Origin of the sequence: Pseudomonas sp. FeS53a, from assembly GCF_000931385.1 — a bacterium.
In the GTDB taxonomy this organism is placed as follows: Bacteria; Pseudomonadota; Gammaproteobacteria; order Pseudomonadales; family Pseudomonadaceae; genus Metapseudomonas; species Metapseudomonas otitidis.
In genome coordinates, this window is sequence record NZ_JYFT01000011.1 from 121,432 (window position 1) to 135,143 (window position 13,712).

The window sequence follows — 13,712 nt, forward strand, 5'->3', positions numbered from 1 at the left end:
GCCCTGCGTGCACGGAGTCGTCAATGGCGGCCCGGGTGTGTAGCGATCACAACAACAAGAGAGGCGACGCAAATGGAGCACTCCACCCTGCGCCGTGGCCTGACCGCCCGGCACATCCGTTTCATGGCACTGGGTTCGGCCATCGGCACCGGCCTGTTCTACGGCTCGGCCGCCGCCATCCAGCGCGCCGGTCCATCGGTGCTGCTGGCCTACCTCATCGCCGGGGCGGCCATCTACCTGATGATGCGCGCCCTGGGCGAGATGGCGGTGCGCGACCCGGTGGCCGGCTCCTTCGGCCACTACGCCAGCCGCTACCTGGGGCGCTACTGGGGCTTCCTCACCGGGTGGACCTACGCCTTCTCGATGCTGATGGTGTGCCTGGCGGACGTGACCGCCTTCGGGATCTACATGGGCCTGTGGTTCCCGGATACGCCGCGCTGGATCTGGGTGCTCGGCATCGTCTTCGTCATCGCCGGCCTCAACCTCTGCAGCGTGCGGGTGTTCGGTGAGCTGGAGTTCTGGCTGTCACTGCTCAAGGTGGTGGCAATCGTGGCCATGATCCTCGCCGGGCTCGGCGTGCTGGTGGCCGGTGTCCGCCTGGGCGGGGAGGGCGAAGCAGCGGGCTTCGCCAACCTCTGGGCCCATGGCGGCTTCTTCCCCAATGGACTCGGCGGCATGGTGGCCTCCTTCACCATCGTCATCTTCGCCTTCGGCGGCATCGAGGTGATCGGCCTCACCGCCGGCGAGGCCGGGGACCCGCAGCGGATGATCCCCAAGGCCATCAATTCGGTGCCCCTGCGCATCCTGCTGTTCTACGTACTCACCTTGCTGGTGCTGATGGCCATCTGGCCCTGGTCGCGAATCGGTACCCAGGGCAGTCCCTTCGTGCAGATATTCAGCGGGCTGGGTATCGACTCGGCTGCCAGCCTGCTCAACCTGGTGGTGATCTCGGCCGCCATCTCCGCCATCAACAGCGACATCTTCTGCACCGGCCGCATGCTCTACGGCATGGCGGGCAACGGTCAGGCACCGGCGGCCTTCGCGCGGCTTTCGGCGGCCGGAGTGCCCTGGATGACGGTGTTGGTGATGACCCTGGCGCTGCTGCTGGGCGTGCTGCTCAACTACCTGCTGCCCCATGAGCTGTTCCTGCTGTTCGCCTCCCTGGTGACCTTCGCCGTGGTCTGGGTGTGGCTGATGATCCTCCTGGCCCAGGTGGCCATGCGCCGCTCGCTGGATGCCGGAGAGGTGGCGGCGCTGCACTTTCCGGTGCCGTTCTGGCCCTGGGGCCAGTACCTGGCGATCGCCTTCATGCTGTTCATCTTCGCCGTGATGGCGAGCTTCCCCGACACCCGCACCGCCCTCGGCATCGGCGCCGCCTGGCTCGTGCTGCTCAGCCTCGCCTACGGTTTGTGGGTGCGGCCGGGCAGGGACGTGCCGGGCGAACCCGAGCCTTCCTGAACGGATCAATGCAAAGGAGAACGCCATGAGCCGACACGCCTACGAATTTGAACTGCCTGCCGAACTGATCGAGGATTTCCAGCGCGACGGTGCGGTCTGCATCCGCCAGTTGTTCACCCCGGACGAGGTGGCGCTGCTGGAGTTGGGCATCGAACACAACCTCGCCAACCCCAGTGCACGGGCCAAGGTGGCCAGCCGACCTGACGACCCCGGTTGGTTTTTCGAGGACTTCTGCAACTGGCGGGAATTCGATGCCTACCGCCAGTTCATCTTCGAGAGCCGCGTGGGCTCGGTCGTCGCGCAGTTGATGGGCAGCTCCACGGCCCGGCTCTATCACGACCACCTGCTGGTGAAGGAGCCCAACACCCGCCAGCGCACCCCCTGGCACCAGGACCAGCCCTACTACAACGTCGAAGGCCGGCAGAACTGCAGCATGTGGATGCCGGTGGACCCGGTGGCGCGGGCCTCCACCCTGGAGTTCATCGCCGGCTCCCACCTGGGCCCCTGGCTGATGCCGCGCACCTTTCTCGACAACCAGGCCCGCTGGTTCCCCGAGGGCAGCCTGGCGGATCTGCCGGACATCGAGGCCGATCGCAGCCGCTGGCCCATCATCGGCTGGGCCCTGGAGCCGGGCGATGCGGTGTTCTTCCACATGCTCACCCTGCACGCCTCCGGCGGCGTCGACGGTCCGCATCGGCGCCGCGCCTTCTCCCTGCGCTTTCTCGGCGAAGACATGGTCCATGCCCCCCGGCCCTGGAAAACCTCCCCGGAGTTCCCCGGTCTCGCCGACGAACTACCGCCCGGCGCGCCGATGGTGCACCGGTTGTTTCCGGTTGTGTGGCCGAGGGGGTGACGGAGAGCGGGGGCCTGCCACTTCCGGGGCATCGCACCGTTGATGCCCCGGATCCAGAGGATACTCAGCGAATCGCAATGCCCAGCGCATTGAGGGTTGGGGTATCCATGCGCCCGTTGATCTCCAGTCCGGAGTTCATCTGGAACGACATCAGGGCGTTGCGTGTGCTTTGGCCCATTACGCCATCGACCGGGCCCTTGTAGTACTTCTTGACCATAAGAGCCATTTGCACGCGGCTGATCATTTCGGAGAGATCAGTTGCGTCTGGGCGTGCGTTTGAGGAACGGTTTGAAGGCTCCGTGGCTGGGCTTGAAAGGTTGGAGCCGTAGCTGGAGCCCGTGCCGCTGCCATAGCTCGGGGTGCTGTAGGTTGAACTCGGTGTGGAGTAACTGCGGGGCGAGCTATAGCTGCTTGAACTGCTGTAATGGGAGCTGTGTGAACTGTGCGAGCTATGGGAACGATGCGAGCTATGGGAACGGTGGGCTGCGTACAGATTCTCGGCGGTCTCGGCGTTCAGGGTGTTTCGGAAGACGGGTGGCTCGTCGCGGGTGTCGTATGACAGGTCATCCAGGGCCTGGCCGTACTGGGCCGCTTGCGCCATCGGCGCGCCAACCACGGGAAGCAGCGCCACGGTCTGGCCGATGAGCAGTTTCCAGCGATCAAGTAGTTTCATGACGGGCTCCTTGTGTAGAGGGGCAGTTCCTCTCGTTTCAGCGGTCTGATGCCCCGGCTTTGCCAGCGCTGCGAGTGCGATTTGAAGAAACCGGCGCACTGTCCTGTTGCTTCACAGCCTGCGCAGGTGTCGATGAAGAGGTTCTTCCAGTCGGAGATGCTCTGTCGGTAGAAAGGCATCAACGAAGGGGCCAGCACGCAGAGGGGAAGGTTGTAGATCGAGGGGGCCATGCCCCGTACTTCAAGAAAGTGGCAAGCACTGGCCAGGGCGTCCTGATAGTCGAGTGGGTCAATCCACAGCGCCTGGTAGTTTTTCTTGGCCAACCCGGTGCTCTCGATGCCCATCAGCGCAATGTGTTCGACGAAGGGCATGTTCCTGAAGATGAAGTGGGCGAGCTGGGGTAGCCGGGGTACGGTCAACTGATTGAGAACCACGCGGATCTCTACCCTTTGGCCTGCACGCGCGAGGTTGTAGATGCCGCGCATGGTTTCGCTGAATGCCCCTTGGGCCTGCACCACCTGGTCATGAAGCTCTGCCGTATCGCCATAGAGTGGAATGCCCCATGTGAGTGCCGGGTGATCGACGCGCTTCAGTTCGTCGATCCACGCGGGATCGCTGAGCAGGCGGCCATTGCTGAGCACATGCACGGATTTTTCCGGGGAGATCCACTTGGTTTTCGCGAGGATTGCCAGCAGGCCCTCCCGGTAGAGCGTGGGTTCTCCACCGCTGACGCCCAACTGCTCCTCACCTGGGTCGATGAGGTCGAGCAGGCGGAGGTTCTCCTCCACGTGCCACGAGTCCTCGACGTCCTTTGGCGGCTGCGAGCACATGAGGCACAAGCTGTTGCAGCGATCCGTCATGAACAGCAGGTTGCTGTTGGCACCACGGCGATAGAGGACTCTAACGGTTCGGGAGTCCGGCGAAAGTGCGATGACATCACCCGGGCGAACAACGCCCGGATCCCGAGGGTTCGAGAGCACCAGCTTCTGCTCGTCGAGGCCCGGGCACGGACCTTCGTCGATGAGCAGCCCCGCCAGTGGGAAGGATGGGAGCAGGTGGTCGTCCAGAGCATCGGCGTCCGCGACATGCAGGAGCAGATCAACGAAGGAGGCCTCACCTGCGCAAGCGTGGGTTCCTTTCTCGATCAGCTCGGGGAGCGTAATCACCTTGAGAAGCCTGGGCGTGCGGAGATTCCGTATGTCGAACTGGGTATCCAGGCGCAGCATGCTAGCCCCTGTATCCAATCGGGGGGACATCTTTCAACGACCGCTTGGCCAGCCATGACAGCAGCACCCGGTGGGTCGCTTCGTCGTCGTTGTGCAACAGATGGAACAAGTGGGAGAGCAGCGCGGTGTTTTTTTCACAGAACGAGCTGAACCGCTTGTGCCCGATCGGGTCGCCTTGGCGAGCAAAATGCTCGACCGAGTCCGCTCCGCAGTAGGGCACCAGGGCGCAATCCGCACAGCCCGGAAGCGCCTCCGCTACGCCTGCGGACAGCAAGAGCTCGATCACCGGCGAGCGAAGCAGGTTGGCCAGCGGCTCCTTGACGCTGCCGAGGCGCAGTCCTTCTTCGCCCATTTCCAGCAGCATTCGGGCTTCATCGGATGGATAGACAAAGCCGTCGTAGTTGTAGACCAGGGCTCCGATGCCAGCCCCCATGGGAGAGCGCAGGTCGACATAACCGGAGGAGAACGGCGTGAGGATGTTTGTCAGCAGCAGGGCGGCGTAGCCCTCGGCCAGGTAGATGCCTTGTTGGTTGACCTCAATAAGGTATGCCAGCGCTTCCTTGTAGAAGCGGACGTACCGATCCATGGGGTAGTCGAGTCGTTCGCTCGATGACCTGGCGAAGCCATACGGACTGAGCGGTCTCAGCGATATGCCGTTGAAGCCCTGTTCGATGTATTCATCGACGATCTGCCGGGGGTACTCGAGGCTCCGGCTGGTCAGGGTCGTCAGCGCTGACACCGCATCGTGGCCCAGGACCGCGCGGACCCACTCGATACCCGCCAGCGTGCGCTGGTAGGCATCTCGCGTGGGGATGGGGCGATTGGCGTTGTGAAGAAAACCGGGGCCATCCAGGGACGTGGAGAACTGGATGCGATGCTGCTGGGCGAACTCGATGATGGTGTCGTCGAGGTGATGAAGCGTGCTGCTGATGACGAACTGGATGTCGCGCTGTTCCTGTTCGTTGCGTTCGCTCACCTGCTCGACAATCTGGCGGATGCGGTCAAAGGCAAGAAGCGGCTCCCCGCCCTGGAATTCGACTGTCAGCACAGGGGATGGGGATTCGAAGAGCCTCGCCACCGCATCGCTGGCATGCTCGGCGCTCATATCGTGTCCGGCGCCTGCCAGCGGTGCGCGTGAAACCTGGCAGTACTGGCAGGTGTGGTTGCAGCGCAGCGTGACGACGAAGAGATGGAGGGCTGGCCCGCCGAACAGGAAGGATTTGCGACTGCGGTACTGGGCCGCCATTTCCGGGAGTGGGTCGTGGCGGCCGGGCTCGTGGATGAAGTGGCGTGCCAGCAGGTCCCTGTAGAGTGCTGTACCCGCAGGCAACTGCCGGTGGATGAGCAAGGGCAACTGGTGCTCCGCAATGAACAGGTACTCGCCTGTCTCCGAGGTAATCAGTACCTCCTGTCGGGGGTCGCCCTCCATCCGCATGAAGCGGAAGGGAAGCAGGCGGTAACCGCTATCGGTTGCGATCAAGGGCGGGAGCATCAGGACACGCCGCTGCCGTGCAAGGCTGCTTTCGCTAGCAGCTCGTGGACGCCGCGGGTTTCTTGCCGAATGACCTCTCGGAGCACGAAGTCATTGAGCGTACGGAGCAGTTGGGCTTTCGCTTGTAGTTCTGTGAAGTCTGCAGTGGGGCTGACGGGGGAAATGCCGAGGATCAGCTTGGTCTCTGCGCGGTCGATCTGGATCGAGCAGTCTCCAGCCATCGCGTAGGCCGCTCGTCGTACGGCGGATAGGGGATAGAGGCTTTCATCCAGCTCAAGCGAAAAGCACCAACTCATAGGATTCCATTCCCAAGCACCTGAATTATCGTGAGATTGATAGTGCCTCAGTCTGAAAGCTATTGGCCGCTATCTGTGTGGGATTATTTCCTTCTATTTGTAGGGTTTTTACTGTGAGGGGCGCAGGTCCGAAATAAAAAACGCGGACACCCAGGGCGGGGCCGCGTCACGCTAAGGGGTCAGAATTGCTCGGCGGTGATGCCGTATAGGGTGCGGCTGCCGGCGAGGATGCTGGCTTCGAGGCTGAGGGTGCGGGGTAGCAGGCGTTCGAAGTAGAAGGCGGCGGTGGCCTGCTTGGCGCTGTAGAAGGCCGGGTCCTGGGGTTGGCGTTCGCTGGCGATGCGGGCCATGCGGGACCAGAGCCAGGCATAGGCGACGTAGCCGAACAGGTGCAGGTAGTCGACGGAGGCGGCGCCGATGGCGTTGGGGTCGCTGGCGGCCTGTTCCAGCACGCGGGTGGTGGTGCGCTCCAGGCGGTCGACGGCGTCGAGCAGGGCGGCGCGGTGCGGGACGTCTTCCGTGGCGTAGCGGCGGATCTCGGCGGTGAAGCGGCGCAGGCTGGTGCCGCCATTGGCGACGACCTTGCGGCCGAGCAGGTCGAGGGCCTGGATGCCGTTGGTGCCTTCGTAGATCTGGGCGATGCGGACGTCGCGGACCAGTTGCTCCTGGCCCCATTCGCGGATGTAGCCGTGGCCGCCGAATACCTGCTGGCCGTGGACGGTGCTTTCCAGGCCGGTGTCGGTGAAGAAGGCCTTGGCGACGGGGGTGAGCAGGGCGACCAGGGCTTCGGCCGCTTGGCGTTCGTCGGCGTCGTCACTGAACTTGGCGAGGTCGAGTTGCTGGCCGACGTAGCAGGCGAAGGCGCGGCCGCCTTCGGTGAGGGCTTTCATGGTGAGCAGCATGCGGCGCACGTCGGGGTGGACGAGGATAGGGTCGGCCACCTTGTGCTGGGCCTGGGGGCCGGTAGGGGCGCGGCTCTGCAGGCGTTCGCGGGCGTAGGCGACGGCGCTCTGGTAGGAGGCGTCGGCGCAACCGATGCCCTGGATGCCGATGGAGAGGCGCTCGTAATTCATCATGGTGAACATGGCGGCGAGGCCTTTGTTGGCGTCGCCGATGAGGTAGCCGGTGGCGCCGTCGAAGTTCATCACGCAGGTGGCGGAGGCCTTGATGCCCATCTTGTGTTCGATGGAGCCGCAGGAGAGTGCGTTGGGCTGGCCGAGGCTGCCGTCTGCGTTCACCAGGACCTTGGGTACGAGGAACAGGGAGATGCCCTTGGGGCCTGCGGGGGCGTCGGGGAGCTTGGCGAGGACGAGGTGGATGATGTTCTCGGTGAGGTCCTGCTCGCCGCCGGTGATGAAGATCTTGGTGCCGGTGATGCGGTAGCTGCCGTCCGCCTGGGGTTCGGCCTTGGTGCGGATGATGCCGAGGTCGGTGCCGGCGTGTGGCTCGGTAAGGCACATGGAGCCGGCCCAGGTGCCGGCGTACAGATTGGGCAGGTAGGCCTGCTTGAGTTCGGCGCTGGCGTGGGCGTCGATGGCGAGGCAGGCGCCGGCGCTGAGGGCGGAGTAGAGGGCGAAGCTGGAGTTGGCGGCGTAGAGCATTTCCTCGAACTGCACGGCGAGCATCTTGGGCATGCCCATGCCGCCGTACTGCGGGTTGCCGGAGAGGCCGACCCAGCCTCCTTCTATATAGGTGGCGTAGGCGGCCTTGAAGCCGGCTGGGGTGATGACCCGGCCTTCGACCCACTGGGCGCCTTCTTCGTCGCCGCTGCGGTTGAGCGGTGCGATCAGGCCGCCGGTGACTTTGGCGGCCTCTTCGAGGATGGCATCGGCGGTATCGGCATCCACGGTTTCGGCCAGGGCCGGCAGTCGGGCCCAGAGGCGCGGGGCTTCGAACAGTTCATGCAGGACGAAGCGCAGGTCGCGCAGGGGGGCGTTGTACTCGGGCATCGGTGTTCTCTCGGCGTGACGGGGCCGCCCGGGTGGGCGGCCTCTCTCGGGGTTCGCGGGGTTTGGCTCAGAGGGCCTTGGCCATGTCGCGCAAGACGTATTTCTGGATCTTGCCGGTGGAGGTTTTCGGCAGGGTGGTGAAGACCACGGTGCGCGGGACCTTGAAGCCGGCGAGGTGGTCGCGGCAGAAGGCGATGATGTCGCTCTCGCGGACGGACTGGTGGTCGGCCTTGAGGGTGACGAAGGCGCAGGGGGTTTCGCCCCACTTCTCGTCCGGGCGGGCGACCACGGCGGCTTCCAGTACGGCGGGGTGGCGGTAGAGGACGCCTTCCAGTTCGATGGTGGAGATGTTCTCGCCGCCGGAGATGATGATGTCTTTGAGGCGGTCCTTGATCTCGACGTAGCCGTCGGGGTGCCAGACGCCGAGGTCGCCGGTGTGGAACCAGCCGCCGCTGAAGGCTTCGGTGGTGGCGGTGGGGTTCTTCAGGTAGCCCTTCATGACGGTGTTGCCGCGCAGGAAGATCTCGCCAATGGTTTCGCCGTCGCGCGGGGTCGGTTCGAGGGTCTTGGGGTCGGCGACCATGACGCCTTCGAGGGTGGGGTAGCGCACGCCCTGGCGGGCCTTGATGCGGGCACGTTCCTCGAGGGGCAGTTCGTCCCATTCGCCGTGCCAGGCGCAGACGGTGACCGGGCCATAGACCTCGGTAAGGCCATAGACATGGGTGACGCGGATGCCCATCTCCTCGACGGCGCCGATGACCTTGGCCGGCGGGGCGGCGCCGGCGACCATGGCGTGGACCGGGTGGTCGATGGCGGCTTTGGCTTCCGGCGGCATGTTCACCAGGGCGTTGAGGACGATGGGGGCGCCGCACAGGTGGGTGACCTGCTCGTCGCGGATGAGGGTGAGGATGCGTTGCGGGTCGACCCGACGCAGGAAGACGTGGACGCCGGCGAGGGCGGTGATGGTCCAGGGGTAGCACCAGCCGTTGCAATGGAACATCGGCAGGGTCCAGAGGTAGACGGGGTGGTGGCCGAGGCCCCAGGTCATCTGGTTGCCGAGGGCGTTGAGGAACGCGCCGCGGTGGTGGTAGACGACGCCCTTGGGGTTGCCGGTGGTGCCGGAGGTGTAGTTGAGGGAGATGGCTTGCCATTCATCTTCCGGCCATTGCCAGGCGAACTCGGGGTCGCCTTCGGCCAGCAGTGCTTCGTAGTCCAGTTCGCTGATGGCCTGGCCTTCGCCGTATTCGGGGTCGTTGACGTCCACCAGCAGGGGCGGGTGGTCGAGCATGCCGACGGCGGCGTGGATGACGTCGAAGAATTCGCGGTCGGTGATCAGGACCTTGGCTTCGCCGTGTTGCAGCATGAAGGCGATGGCTTCGGCGTCGAGGCGCACGTTGAGGGTGTTGAGGACGGCGCCGATCATGGGAACGCCGAAATGCGTTTCCAGCATCTGCGGGATGTTGGGCAGCATCACGGCGACGGTGTCGCCTTTGCCGATGCCGCGCCCGGCCAGCGCCGAGGCCAACCGGCGGCAGCGGGCGTAGGTCTCTGCCCAGTTGCGGCGGATGGCGCCATGGACGACGGCGGGATAGTGGGGGTAGATGCTGGCGGTCCGCTCGATGAAGCTCAGCGGGCTGAGGGCGATATGGTTCACGGCAGCAGGGGCGAGGCCCTGTTCATAGATCGACATGCGGATTACCCGGTGGCTGATTGTTAGCTCTTGTGCCCCGGCCGTGTCGTTTTTGACCTGGGTCCGGGATCGTTCGGGGTCATTTATATATCGTTTGCTATTGAGTATGGAATTAATACCTGAGTAGTATCGTATATCTACTATATTGTTTCGTTTTATACCTAAGGCGTAGAGGCCAAGGCTTCGAGCGCTGCTAGGCTGTCGCCGCTTTTGCCCTGGAGCCTGCCGTCCCATGAGCCGTAATCCTGTCCGTTTGCACACCTGGCTGCGTCTGCAACGCGAGGGCGTGGCGGTGTCTGCGCGGGCGGACGCGCTGTGCGGGGCGCTGCGAGGCTACCCGGAGGTGCGCCAGGCTTATTACCTGGTGTGGCAGGCGGGGGCGGGGATCTACACCCACGAGGGGAGCGGGCAGCACTTGCCGCCAGGGCAGGGGGACCCGCTGGGGGCGAGCGATGCGCGACTGTTCGAGCGAGTGGCGGAACTGGGGCGCCTGAGCCTTTCGGCTGTGCGCACTGTGGATTGCTGGCTGGCGGGGCGCTTGCGACGTGCCGGGATCAGCCATGGCCAGGTATTCGACCTGGCGCTGGAGGCCGATCAGCCGGGCCTGCTGCTGGTGGAGGTACAGCCGGGGGTGGGGCTGGAGTGGCTGGGGGCGGTGGAGGAACTGCTGTCGACAGTGCTGGCGCAGTCGGCAGGCCTGATGCGGGCTTCGCCATTGCTGGGGCACGATCCTCAGCCGAGCCTGCTGCTGGACGAGGCGGGGGGGCCGCTGGAGCTGAACGCGGCGCTGCTGGCCTTGCTGGCGGAGCAGCCGCCGGGTGCGGTGCTGCGCTTCCTGCCGGTCAATCATGTGGCGCTGGTGCGGGCCTGCCTGGCGCAGTGCCGGGCCATCGAGGAGGTGGAGGCGCAGTGTGATGGGCGCATCCTGCTCTGGACCTTCGTGCCCGACCCCGAGAACCAGCGGATATTAGGGCGCTGCCGTGATGCGACCCGGCCGCTGTTGGCCGAGCGTGAGGCGGCGCAGGCGCGGCGCTTGTATCGGCTGATCACGGAGAACACTACGGATCTGATTTCCCGGCACACGCCGGAGGGGCGCTTCCTCGACGCGTCGCCGGCGTCCTGGACGCTGCTGGGTTTTTGGCCTGAGGAGTTGCGCGGGGTGCTGGCGCAGGGGTTGTTCCATGCGCAGGACCTGATGCCGCTGATCCAGCGTGCGCGGGATGCGCTGGAGACTGATGGCTACCACACCATGACCTACCGCATCCGTCACCGCGCGGGGCATTACCTGTGGTTCGAGACGGCGTGCCGGGCGATCCGCGAGACCTACACAGGGGCGGTGGTGGAGGTGGTGAGCGTCTCCCGGGACATCACGGCGCGAGTACAGGCCGAGGAGCACAAGCGGCGCCTGGCGGAGGTGGTTGAAGCCAATACCGATCCGGTGCTGTTCTTCGATGCGCTGGGGCTGGTCACGGACCTCAATCCGGCTGCTCGTCGTGCGCTGGGGTTGGAGGACGGGCTGGCGTTGCCGTCGCTGGCGGCGTTGTTCTCGACAGACGACCTGGCGAGGTTGCAGGCGGGGCAGGTACAGGCCGAGCGCGTGGGGGTGTGGAGCGCCGATGCGCGTCTGTGTGCGCTTGATGGGAGTGGGTCGTTGCCGGTCTCGCTGGTGCTGTTGGCGCATCGGGCGGCCGGGGGCGAGCGTTATTACTCGCTGGTGGCGCGGGACATGAGCGAGCGGGAGCTGCGCGAAGCCCAGCAGCGCCGCCATCAGGACGAGCTGGCCCATACGGCGCGCCTGGTGACCCTGGGCGAGCTGGCCTCGGGGATTGCCCATGAGATCAACCAGCCGTTGGCGGCGGTGATGAATTACGTGGGCGCCAGCCAGCGTTATCTGCAAAGCCTGGGCAGCAACCCCCAGGCGGCTGAGCGGGTGGCCCAGGGGCTGGAACGCATTGCCGAGCATGCGGAGCACGCGTCGGAGGTGATCAAGCGGCTGCGTGCATTCTTGCGCAAGGGGCAGCGACGCATGCAGGCGTTGGATGTGGCAGAGGTGGCGCGCGAGGCGGTCCGGCTCTGCGCCTGGGAGGCGGGCGCTGCCCAGGTGGTGATCGAGGAGCGATTACCGGCGGGGCTGCCATCGGTCTTCGCGGATCGGGTGCTGTTGGAGCAGGTGCTGTTGAACCTGTTGCGCAATGCCATCGAGGCCAATCGTGAGGCGAATCCACAGGCGGCTTCACGGGTGGTGATCAGCGCTCGGTTGATGCCGGGCGCCGGTATTGATGTGGAGGTGCTCGACGAGGGGCCGGGGCTCGATGCCTTGGCGCTGGAGCGCATCTTCACGCCTTTCTATACCAGCAAGCCGGAAGGGCTGGGACTGGGGCTGTCGATGAGTCGCAGCATCATCGAGGGGTTCGGGGGCTCGCTGGAAGGCGAGCCGATGGAGGAGGGCGGGTTGCGCATGCGTTGCCGCCTGCCGCTGCACTGACAATCACAAGAATGGAGTAGTAAGGATGACGACAAGCGCCCGCCAGGTGGTCTATGTGGTGGATGACGACCAGGGGATGCTCGATTCCACGGTCTGGCTGCTGGAGTCGGTGGGGCTGGCGGCGCTGCCGTTCACCAGTGGCAAGGCCTTTTTGGAGGCGTGCGACCCGGCAGCGGATGCCTGTGTGTTGCTGGACGTGCGCATGCCCGGGATGGGCGGGCTGAACGTGCAGGAGGAACTGCGGGCACGGGGGATCGATCTGCCGGTGATCTTTGTCAGCGGTCACGCGGATGTGCCCATCGTGGTGCGGGCCTTCAAGGCGGGGGCGCAGGATTTCATCGAGAAGCCTTACAACGAGCAACTGCTGCTGGACAGCGTGCAGGAAGCACTGAACCGCTCGGCGCGGGTTCGCAATCTCGCTCAGGGGGATCTGCAGGAACGCTTGGACAGCCTGACGCCGCGGGAGCGGGATGTGTTCCTGCCGTTGGTGAAGGGCTACACCAATCGGGAGGTGGCCGAGCAGCTTTCTATTAGCGTGAAGACTGTCGATCTCTATCGCGCCAGGGTGATGAAGCGGATGCGGGCAGAGTGCCTGCCGGACCTGGTGGGGATGGCGATCGCCGCAGGGATGGTCGATCCGCTGCGGCTGAGAGGGTGAAGCTTCAGCAGGCGCGTGCCACCCGGTGGTCCGGGTTGATGCGCTTGTAGATCTCTTCGCGGTGCACGGCTACATGCTTGGGCGCGACGATGCCCAGCTTGATCTGCGAGCCCTGCGCGGCGACAACACGGACTACGACGCCTTCGCCCAGGTCGAGGTGGTCACCGACCTTGATGTTCAGTTCCTGCACGATTCTTCCTCTTGTAGTTGGACAGCGGGTGGCGGATTGTCTGCCACGGGCTTGAGCGGGGTTTGATCCCCCGCTGGGCCTCGGGTTCAACCGGTTCGTGGGGGAGTTTCGGGAACGCCGATCCCGTCTCAAAAGTACGTTTCGACAGCAAACTGAAAATAGGTGTTGACGCCGTGGCTGAGGTCTCTATAATGCGCACCACTCCCACGGCGGACAGCGAAAACTCCTTGAAAATCAATGAGTTAAGTGTTTGAGGTGGGGTGCGGTTCCGGAGTGGTTGCGGATTCGCGGTGATTGATCTGCTAGTCAGGTTGATTGCTGAAAAGAGGTGTTGACAGCGAGTTTGAATGCTGTATGATTCGCCTCCCGCTGATGTTGAAGAGTGTTTCGACGGATGCGCAAGTTGTTGAGTAGAAAGAAAAAATTCTTCGAAAAACAGCTTGACAGAAAGAAAGGCTGCTGTAGAATGCGCGGCCTCGGTTGAGRCGAAAGRCTTGATCGAAACGCTCTTTAAAAATTTGAATCAAGCAATTCGTGTGGGTGCTTGTGATGTAAGACTGGTAGTCGACTGATTATCAGCAACACAAGTAACACTCGTGAATTCGAGAGTTTATTTGCGATTGCTGAGCCAAGTTTAGGGTTTTCTCAAAACCCAAGCAGTATTGAACTGAAGAGTTTGATCATGGCTCAGATTGAACGCTGGCGGCAGGCCTAACACATGCAAGTCGAGCGGATGAGTGGA

At 64.1% G+C, this 13,712-nt stretch carries 11 protein-coding genes; 4 read left to right on the plus strand and 7 right to left on the minus strand.

Translation table 11 applies throughout. From position 1 onward, the window contains the following. Window positions 1-72 precede the first annotated feature (72 nt). A complete protein-coding gene (locus tag SZ55_RS04215; RefSeq protein ID WP_044401807.1) occupies window positions 73-1,458 on the plus strand; it encodes an amino acid permease in 1,386 nt (461 codons plus the stop codon). Between the two features lie 25 nt (window positions 1,459-1,483). Next, complete coding sequence (locus SZ55_RS04220; RefSeq protein WP_044401810.1) at window positions 1,484-2,311, plus strand: phytanoyl-CoA dioxygenase family protein; 828 nt, start codon at window positions 1,484-1,486, stop codon at window positions 2,309-2,311. A 64-nt stretch (window positions 2,312-2,375) separates the two neighbouring features. Here SZ55_RS04220 and hxsA read toward each other — a convergent pair whose 3' ends face one another. The 6 genes from hxsA to SZ55_RS04250 all read right to left on the minus strand — a co-directional run bounded on the left by hxsA (window position 2,376) and on the right by SZ55_RS04250 (window position 9,637). Continuing rightward, on the minus strand, window positions 2,376-2,984 hold the full coding sequence (gene hxsA, locus SZ55_RS04225; RefSeq protein WP_044401813.1) for a His-Xaa-Ser repeat protein HxsA: 609 nt from the start codon (window positions 2,982-2,984) through the stop codon (window positions 2,376-2,378). Next, on the minus strand, window positions 2,981-4,210 hold the full coding sequence (hxsC, locus tag SZ55_RS04230) for a His-Xaa-Ser system radical SAM maturase HxsC (RefSeq protein WP_044401816.1): 1,230 nt from the start codon (window positions 4,208-4,210) through the stop codon (window positions 2,981-2,983). The genes hxsA and hxsC overlap by 4 nt, the downstream gene beginning before the upstream one ends. Window position 4,211: 1 nt before the next feature. Next, complete coding sequence (gene hxsB, locus SZ55_RS04235; protein WP_044401819.1) at window positions 4,212-5,702, minus strand: His-Xaa-Ser system radical SAM maturase HxsB; 1,491 nt, start codon at window positions 5,700-5,702, stop codon at window positions 4,212-4,214. Continuing rightward, window positions 5,702-5,998, minus strand: a complete 297-nt coding sequence (hxsD, locus tag SZ55_RS04240; protein ID WP_044401822.1) for a His-Xaa-Ser system protein HxsD — start codon at window positions 5,996-5,998, stop codon at window positions 5,702-5,704. The genes hxsB and hxsD overlap by 1 nt, the downstream gene beginning before the upstream one ends. A 179-nt stretch (window positions 5,999-6,177) precedes the next feature. Further along, complete coding sequence (locus SZ55_RS04245; RefSeq protein ID WP_044401825.1) at window positions 6,178-7,947, minus strand: acyl-CoA dehydrogenase C-terminal domain-containing protein; 1,770 nt, start codon at window positions 7,945-7,947, stop codon at window positions 6,178-6,180. A 67-nt stretch (window positions 7,948-8,014) separates the two neighbouring features. Further along, on the minus strand, window positions 8,015-9,637 hold the full coding sequence (locus SZ55_RS04250; protein WP_044401828.1) for an acyl-CoA synthetase: 1,623 nt from the start codon (window positions 9,635-9,637) through the stop codon (window positions 8,015-8,017). A 232-nt stretch (window positions 9,638-9,869) separates the two neighbouring features. Here SZ55_RS04250 and SZ55_RS04255 point away from each other — a divergent pair, with 232 nt between their 5' ends. Further along, complete coding sequence (locus SZ55_RS04255) at window positions 9,870-12,122, plus strand: PAS domain-containing sensor histidine kinase (RefSeq protein WP_044401831.1); 2,253 nt, start codon at window positions 9,870-9,872, stop codon at window positions 12,120-12,122. Window positions 12,123-12,147: 25 nt separating this feature from the next. Beyond that, complete coding sequence (locus tag SZ55_RS04260) at window positions 12,148-12,780, plus strand: response regulator transcription factor (RefSeq protein WP_044401834.1); 633 nt, start codon at window positions 12,148-12,150, stop codon at window positions 12,778-12,780. A 4-nt stretch (window positions 12,781-12,784) separates the two neighbouring features. Here the strand turns inward: SZ55_RS04260 and SZ55_RS04265 are convergent, their stop codons facing one another. Further along, complete coding sequence (locus SZ55_RS04265; RefSeq protein WP_044401837.1) at window positions 12,785-12,970, minus strand: carbon storage regulator; 186 nt, start codon at window positions 12,968-12,970, stop codon at window positions 12,785-12,787. Window positions 12,971-13,712: the final 742 nt, after the last annotated feature.